The sequence below is a fragment of the Ureibacillus sinduriensis BLB-1 = JCM 15800 genome (genome assembly GCF_000772955.1).
GTDB lineage: Bacteria > Bacillota > Bacilli > Bacillales_A > Planococcaceae > Ureibacillus > Ureibacillus sinduriensis.
The window spans coordinates 1-8,039 of record NZ_JPVO01000024.1 but is presented as its reverse complement, the minus strand read 5'-3'; the positions used below and the strand labels follow the sequence as shown (position 1 = coordinate 8,039).

The following is an 8,039-nucleotide window of genomic DNA, read 5'->3' as shown; positions in this document are numbered from 1 at the left end:
TGTACAAAACTTCTGCAATTTTCTGCATTATTTTTTTGCAAAATACATGCTGTTACTTTAATGTGATACTTCATTTTTGATTGGTATTCCTTAACAATTTTGAGTAGCTCTTTAATAGGTGTTTTTCTTATTTGCACTTGTATCAAAAAGTCTTTTAGAAATAGGTGATTGAAATGTTTAAATGTATCGTTGTTCAATAACTTTTCCTAATTAAAGTTTAGGGTCAGCTAAGCAACATTACTTTAATTTAAATCCCCCATAAATCTACTTTACAATTATAGTTTATTCAACAATCTGGCCCAATTGTGGAATAATGCATTTGACATCCATAATAATATCCATGTTTACCAAATCTTCTTTCGATAGATAGAGTAATTATTTACTTAGCTGTAATCTTCAATCAACCTCAATTTTTTATCTTTAAACTTAAATATCGATTTTCCACTAAGTTGAAGTTTCTCTCCCGCTTTAAGCCCATTCGGTAAATCTGTTGCTAAAGTTCCTTCATAGTTAATCTCAACTTCTACTTTATCATTTGTAATAGAGTAATTTTTAATAGTTTGAAGTCGATGTGAAAATATCTTTTTCGACTGTTCAGCTAATTCACGAAACTGTTCAATTCCCTTTGTCTCAGCATCAATTACCCCATTCGAAATGTTTCTAAATTCAATATCCCTATGCAAATATAGTAACATCGCATCAATATCAAAAGAGTTATACGCATTTAAATAACTTTGGATTAAACTTTTCATTTCATTAGAATCCATAACTGTTCCCCGCTTTTTTTTGGCATAAATTACATTTATTCATTATTCTACCTACACTAATTTTATTCCTACTTCACCAAGGTAACACGTCATAAAAGAATGTTATTCCACAATATGACCCTATAATTGAAAAACGCGATCTTTTGTTGAAGATGACTTTTACTAATCATCTGGATTTTCTTTAAGAATCCAAGGTATATTAGCAACAAAATTCAACTGTAACACTGGGGATGGAATTCCTTCTGGTACATATGCTAAATCCTCTGAAAACCCAAATGTAAAATTCTCTACCTTAAAAGTATTCAGTTCATTAAAGTTAGAGGATGTACACAATTCCCCTTCTAATACTCTCCCAACAAGATGATAATCTCCTATGTATAACCGTGTCTCAGCCTCCTCAGCAGGGAATTCGGAAAGCTCTGCTGGTTTTGTAGGGAGAACCCCTAATTTATCGAATATTTCGGAAACAGAAGTCGTTAAAATCTTAGATGCTTCAATATAATTTTTACAGTATAAGCAGTTACAAACCTCTATATCTTTACTATAAAATTCTCGTGTCTTAGCAAGATCGACTTCTACTAACGATTTCCCTATTCTAATTTGTTGTAGCATTTAAATATTCCCCCTCTTGCAAAATCTCTACAACTTACGACAATTTTAACATAATGATCCAATTTTTCTTTGGAAGTTCTATTCAATAATATGGCCTTTTTCATGAATAAAGACGCATTTCTTATTAAAGAAACGCGCCCGTTAGCTGAATAACATTTATTTCTTTAAAGGCATAAACAATGAAGGAGTTAATTCTTCACTTTCAATGACAATAGCAGTTAATCCTACTTCAATTTTAGTCTTATGCCATTCATCTTTTCCCCAAAATACAGCATCACCAGACTGGACTTTAAAATACACTTCTTTATCATTGCGGACAAATCCTTCTCCGTTCAAGACTAAGAAAAGTTGAGGCACTATAGCTTGATGATAGCCTACGATACCATTACCAGTTTGAATAATACGAGACATAATAAAATTTGAGTTGAATTTTGAAATCCCTTTACCACTTTCTTTGTTAGAGCTATAAAACTCATAATGTCCTCCTATACTTTAAAGATATAAAATCAGAATCTATTCCATTATTGTTATATTGATTAATTGATTAATTATTCCTATGTTTATTCTATTAATCTGCTTCTTCAGTTCAAGTATATTTGATCTCAATTCCCATATATTTCAACATAAATATCCATTTGTTCCGAGATCTGGACCTATTGCTGAAGAAAGCACAATTCTACTCAAGAATTGCGCCTTTTAACGGAGGAAATATCATCTCAATCTATAGTTGCACTTAGGTCATATCTTAGTTGAGCTAATGTTCCTGAGAGTTCAATATGAACTGCTATTTATTTGTTTCTTTGCTTGTACAGTAGTATTAATTAATAAATCAATACACATAATTTCAGCTGTTTTGACGTGATTTCGATCAATCTTATCATACATAAGATTATACTAGTAATTTTGGTTCCTTTAAAAAACTATCAATACCTTCAGCTGCCCTATATGCTAACGCACCTAATGTTCCAGTTGGATTAACTCCTGATTGACTAGCAAAGGTAGATGCACCCAACACAAATACATTATTAACATCCCATACTTGTGAATAATTATTTACAACAGAAGTGGCCGGGTCTTCCCCCATGATCGTGCCCCCAATACTATGCTCCGGAACGAACGAACCAATGTTATAATCACCTTGTTGGTCGAAAGCCATTATATGCGTTGCACCTAAATTTTCCATAATTTCTGCACATTTGTTCGTCATAAATTTATGCGCATTATTCTCCTGTTTGGAATAATTAACAGTCATACGCAATAGTGGCATACCATACTCATCTTTGTATGTTGGATCCAAACTTAGGTAGTTATAGCGATTTGGCATCATCGGAGTTTGTGAGAATACCATCATTTGACGATTATAATAATACAAAGATTGTTTCTTAAATTCCGCTCCCCAGCCTGGTGTTCCAAGGGGCGCCAAGTTACTTCCTATTGGGCGATTCCCAACTTGGGATATGGAAATCAGTCCGCCATGTATAAAGTCTAACTCTGTATGGTCGAAGAAATCACCGTTATAGTCATCCAATGAAACACCCAATGCACCTGCACCGGCATAATCATTAAATTGTTCATCATCAAAAAATCCGAATGCCATACTCAAGAAGTGGTCGGCGTAGTTTTTACCTACTGCTCCAGTTTGTGTAACAGGATCATAGGGAGTTCCTATTTTGGAATTTAAAAGTAGCTTTGTATTTGTAAATGTATAGGCAGATAAAATAACAACTCTAGCTTCTTGAATATACTCTTCACCTGTTAAAACATTTATGTAACGAACACCTGTCGCTTTACCGTTCTCATGCAATACTTCCAGCACATTGGAATGAGCGCGCAATTCAAAGTTTCCAGTAGATTGAGCAACTGGCAAAACTGTCACCAACGGGTCAGATTTAGCTCCATACTCACAACCAAAATGATCACAAAATGCACAATATTGGCAGGCAGCACGTGAAACACCATCTGGATTTGTATAATTTTGTGACAGGTTACCTGATGGACTGATAAATGGATTTAATCCCATTTCTTCTGTTGTATCGATGAATCGCTTCATCTTTGGTGTCACTTTCATTGGTGGATTTGGATAATCCCAAGAACGAGGTCTTAAAGGATTTTGTTCACCGGAAGTACCGGCCATCTCCACAAATGTTTTGAAGTAAGGTTCAATAAGTTCTTCAGTAATTCCCCAATCCTGTAACGTCATATCCTCCGGAATTTTGGATTCCCCATATCGTTCAATCGTTTTTGTACGAATTTGAAAGTCATAATCTAAAAATAAATGTGTAAACCCATTCCAATGGACGCCAGCTCCACCAACTCCCGTTCCCAATGAGAATGCTGACATTTTCCGCATAGGCAATGCTTCTTCCAAATCTTTATTTCGGAATGTTAATGTATCTTTGGATAAATCCTGCATCAGTTCTTTTCTGTGCGCGTATTTCAACTCATCGTGCCCGTTTAGAAAGTCCTCTGTTTTGCGTTCTTTACCACGTTCTAATCCAACAACTTTATAACCTTTTTTTGTTAGCTCAGCTGAAATAATCCCACCAGCCCAACCAACTCCAACTACTACTACATCTACACTTGGTAATTTTGTCGCCATGATCTATTTTCTCCATTCTTTATTTCATTGAGCTTAAACTAGTCGGTTCCATAACCACGAATTCTTCTTTTTCAATTATGTTTACATATGTCATTTGATGGCCTGGATAATTTTTCAACTTCCAACCACCCATATCTTTATTTCCGCCATATACTGGATCTGAATATAGCCCTTCCATCGTAAGACTGTGCAACATTTGGAAAAACTGTGAAGAAGATATTCCATCGATTTGTACTTTGTTTTCTCCTGAGGCATTCTCAAAATCTACAAGAATTGCATCTTGCTGTTCCGCTGATAGTATATAGAATTTATCACCATAGTTTTTCTCTGTATATTTTTGTAATGCATCCAATCCCATCATGAATATTTGAGCATTCGTTTGACGTCCTTGATAACCTTGTGTAGCTGTTCCTTGTTTAAAAGGACCAACCATATAATCTCTTGAACTATTTCCCCATGGCGTGTTCAGTTGATGATCGATATATACCGCCACTCCTAATGATTTAGCTCCAGGTCCCAATTCATCTTCCGGAAAGATGCGTTCCACAGCCGCTTCTACAACTCTGTATTGTTCCAAGGTAAATACAAGTAATGCTTCTGAAGCATGGGCACCGCTGGCATGTGTATGACTAAGATCCACTGTTTCAGTTGATGTGCCTTTTTTCTGATCGTCCCCGAATAGTTCACTTACCCCCCAACCAAGGAGTATCCCTCCAACGGTAATTCCACTATTCTTCATAAAAGTTCTTCTGGTAAATTTCTTTTCTTCCTTCTCAGTCATATAACTTCACTCCTTAATTTGCTAAATAGATAAATGAAAAAACAATACTCATACCCGTGACTGTATTTGCAAAGGTGTCAAATTCCCTTATATTCCGCATAGGAAAATATAAAAATAAAAATCCTAAACTTATAGCAATGACATAGGCAGGTGAGTAATTCGAAGAAATGACATATAAAAAGCGCACGCAGACAAATGCTATGAATATACCTAACAGCAATTGAATAACCATTTTTAGTTCACCTTCATTATGATGAGTCAATTTGCTACCTCCCCTCAAAAAAAGTATTTCACCTTAGCCATTCTATGATAAAATTAACATATTGTAAATTAGTTCTTATTCTACATCATTTATTATTACTATTTGCCAAGGGGAAAAGGTGGATAATCATAGGTAAATAGTTTGTTGTGCTTCTCTGAATGGAGGAATCAGTTGTTGAGTTAGATTGGGAACTTTATTCATCAATAAGGCTGCACATCGAAGATTTTTTGGGACAAGAGGAGTTTTTAATTTAAAGCGATTAAGATGTTGTTTCATTTTAAATTCCAAAACTAATTGCACTATATATTAAGAAAAGAGAGGGAATGTGAAATGGCTAGTATAGGTGTGCCCGGATTAATTATCATTTTAGTTATCGCCTTAATCTTATTTGGACCTGCAAAATTACCACAGCTCGGACGTGCAGTAGGCCAAACTTTAAAGGAATTTAAAGATTCTACTAAAGATGTGGTAGACGAGGTAGCAGAGGAAATTAAACTTGAAAAAGACTCCGGGAAAGATAAGATTAAATAATCGTCCTTTATCAATTTTCGTTAACGTTTTGTAAACGAATCCAAAAAGGTTTGACCATTAATCTGGCCAAACCTTTTAATATCTAATAAGTTTGTAATTTATTTTTCACTTCTTTGTAATGAGTTGGGAATATACGAACCATGTAAAGACATTTCAATCAAACTTTTAGCCATCTCTTCAATCGGGGTTTCATAATTTTCTTCAATCCAGAAAATGATACTTTCAACATAAGCACCAGTAAGATACTTAATTAGTAATTTTAGATTCACTGGCAATAATTTCCCCTGTGATTGTGAAAGTAATATCCCTTCCTCTATGAAGTCTTTTATTATTTCTTTTACTTCCTTAATAAAGGTACCATCAGGCTGATAAATAAAAAATGTTTCATAAACAATGTGTTTTAATTGGATATGTTGAAACAATAAGGTTAAGTTCTCTGGTATGAAATTTTGAGTAAATTCAGTTGTCAGTATCTGTTTTTTTATCGTTAGAGCTTCTTTTAAATCATCCAGCACAGCTTTATGTATATCCAATCTTAGTTCCTGAATGTCTTTATATATCTTATAGAATGTCGGTCTCGTTACATTTGCAATTTCACATAGTTTCTGGATAGTAAATTGCTCTTGCCCTTTAAAGAGTAATTTTAAATAAGCATCATGCAACTTTTCTTTCGATTTTATTTGTCTTGGATCTGCCTGTTTCATCCTATTTATCACCCAGATTAATTGTATCATGATATAAAGCAATTTACTTAAACACTTTAAACGCTAAATAACCTTCTTTTATTTATTTGTAAATTTAGCAAATTAAAGCTTTCCTTTTTATTAAGAGATATCAATACAATTGATATTCCAGAGAAAAATTTAATACGCTTTAAATTATAAAACCACCTAAAACATTTTCAAATCAACGTTTTAGGTGGTTGTTTTTGTTCACCGCGTTTACTATTCATCGGTTATAATATAAGTACAATTAATTCCTTAATATTCTGTCCCTATTGCTAAACAGACACAATCCTACTCAACAATTAGAGCGATTGTTGAAGGTGGTTATGGGGTGCTCTACCTTAATAAAACTCTGTAACTATGGAGTAAATTATTATGAATTCTTTTCACATAGCCTTAACTGCTATATCGTATAGTACCTTTATAAAAGCATTCCCTTGCTTACTCTTTTCCCACGTGTTCGTAAAAATGTAATAAAGAACAACTCAATCTACATTAGATTTGTTGTGGTATTTCTTCTAAAAACTGTTTTCTCTTCTCATCTGTTGTTAAATTAACTCCAGAAAAGTGAATCCATTTGGTGTGTTCATTTTTAATTCCCAAGTCAGCTAAAGTTCGGTTAATGAAGACTCCTTGAATAGCATTTCCCCCTTCGGATTCAATATATTCTTTATCTGTTGTAGAAGTTGAGATGACAGTTGTTTTTTCTATATTTGTCAATAATCCTTTCAAGGCGCCTGTTTCTTTATCTTCCAGGAAAGCAAAGCCACTCAACATCACTTTATCAATGAATCCTTTTAAAATAGCAGGTAAATCCCACCACCAGACAGGAAATATAAAGATCAATTCAGTTGCCTGGCTTAATTTTTTCTGATATTCCTTAACCAATTCGTAAGGCGTTTCTCCTCTATTAAAATGCTTTAATTCTTCAGCCGTAAAGACGGGATTAAACCCGTCTTTATATAGATCAATCACTTGAAATTTTTCTCTTTTAGCATTTAAATCTTTTGTTATGGAAGTTAAGATTGCATGATTAAAACTTCCTTCCCATGGATGTACATAGACAATGGTTTTCATAATTAGTTCCTCCTTTTTCTCTTACTTGCATGCATCATATTTTGATGTACATCCATTTTATTTTATGCTATAACATACAACAAGTACGGTAATTAAAGTGCGATACTAACCTAAAGGAGAGTATAAAATGGAAGAAGAATCCTATGTTTTTAAAGAACGCCTGGAGGAAACCGGTTTCGGATATACTTTGTCATTAATTGGCGGTAAATATAAGATGACGGTTTTATATGCTTTATATATGCACCGCAATCCTGTTCGCTATAACCAGTTGAAACGGATGCTTGGCACTGTTTCTTTTAAAACATTAACCAATACTCTAAAAGAACTTGAAGGTGATCAACTAATCAATCGCAAAGAATATCCTCAAGTGCCCCCTAAAGTGGAATATAGTTTATCGGAAAAGGGATTATCACTGATTCCTGTATTGGATGCGATTTGCTATTGGGGAGAAGAACAATTGGAAAAAAGAATTGAAGTCACAACTAACTTGAAAAATAATAAATAAAGAAGATCGCCTAGTTGGCAGTTCGAGTTTCATGTACCAGTTTTGTCTAGTACTATATAATACCACTGACAAAAAATTCGGGGTTTAACTTAATATTGTGTGATCGTTAGTTTAGGACAAGTTTCTTTGGGTTGAATATCGATTTTTTTACAAACAAAAAAGACCCTACAGATGTAGAGT

General features: G+C 33.9%; 11 protein-coding genes. 2 read left to right on the top strand and 9 right to left on the bottom strand.

What is annotated here, in order from left to right:
- The 7 genes from CD33_RS20585 to CD33_RS00430 form a co-directional block, all read right to left on the bottom strand.
- The coding region (locus CD33_RS20585; protein WP_215490536.1) for a hypothetical protein at positions 1-197 on the bottom strand (197 nt) is incomplete at its 3' end.
- A gap of 186 nt (positions 198-383) precedes the next feature.
- On the bottom strand, positions 384-767 hold the full coding sequence (locus CD33_RS00455; protein WP_036197092.1) for a nuclear transport factor 2 family protein: 384 nt from the start codon (positions 765-767) through the stop codon (positions 384-386).
- 162 nt (positions 768-929) lie between these two features.
- Complete coding sequence (locus CD33_RS00450; RefSeq protein WP_036197091.1) at positions 930-1,379, bottom strand: hypothetical protein; 450 nt, start codon at positions 1,377-1,379, stop codon at positions 930-932.
- 156 nt (positions 1,380-1,535) lie between these two features.
- Positions 1,536-1,790 carry a cupin domain-containing protein gene (locus CD33_RS00445; RefSeq protein WP_373906668.1) on the bottom strand — a complete coding sequence of 85 codons (255 nt, stop codon included), beginning with the start codon at positions 1,788-1,790 and terminating at the stop codon, positions 1,536-1,538.
- Positions 1,791-2,268: 478 nt separating this feature from the next.
- Positions 2,269-3,978, bottom strand: a complete 1,710-nt coding sequence (locus tag CD33_RS00440; protein ID WP_036197086.1) for a GMC family oxidoreductase — start codon at positions 3,976-3,978, stop codon at positions 2,269-2,271.
- A gap of 19 nt (positions 3,979-3,997) precedes the next feature.
- Complete coding sequence (locus CD33_RS00435; RefSeq protein WP_036197084.1) at positions 3,998-4,759, bottom strand: gluconate 2-dehydrogenase subunit 3 family protein; 762 nt, start codon at positions 4,757-4,759, stop codon at positions 3,998-4,000.
- Between the two features lie 13 nt (positions 4,760-4,772).
- Positions 4,773-5,021: a hypothetical protein gene (locus tag CD33_RS00430; RefSeq protein ID WP_036197082.1), complete on the bottom strand. Its 249-nt coding sequence runs from the start codon at positions 5,019-5,021 to the stop codon at positions 4,773-4,775.
- A 330-nt stretch (positions 5,022-5,351) separates the two neighbouring features.
- Between CD33_RS00430 and tatA the strand changes: the two genes are divergently transcribed.
- Positions 5,352-5,552, top strand: coding sequence for a twin-arginine translocase TatA/TatE family subunit (gene tatA / locus CD33_RS00425; protein ID WP_036197081.1), 201 nt, complete (start codon positions 5,352-5,354; stop codon positions 5,550-5,552).
- Positions 5,553-5,650: 98 nt separating this feature from the next.
- On the opposite strand, the gene CD33_RS00420 is transcribed toward tatA, so the two are convergent.
- Both CD33_RS00420 and CD33_RS00415 read right to left on the bottom strand, forming a co-directional pair.
- Positions 5,651-6,256, bottom strand: a complete 606-nt coding sequence (locus tag CD33_RS00420) for a TetR/AcrR family transcriptional regulator (protein WP_036197079.1) — start codon at positions 6,254-6,256, stop codon at positions 5,651-5,653.
- 516 nt (positions 6,257-6,772) lie between these two features.
- On the bottom strand, positions 6,773-7,354 hold the full coding sequence (locus tag CD33_RS00415) for an NAD(P)H-dependent oxidoreductase (RefSeq protein ID WP_036197076.1): 582 nt from the start codon (positions 7,352-7,354) through the stop codon (positions 6,773-6,775).
- Between the two features lie 127 nt (positions 7,355-7,481).
- Between CD33_RS00415 and CD33_RS00410 the strand changes: the two genes are divergently transcribed.
- Positions 7,482-7,859 (top strand): winged helix-turn-helix transcriptional regulator, encoded by a 378-nt coding sequence (locus tag CD33_RS00410; protein WP_036197073.1) that lies wholly within the window; start codon positions 7,482-7,484, stop codon positions 7,857-7,859.
- The last annotated feature ends 180 nt before the right edge of the window (positions 7,860-8,039 follow it).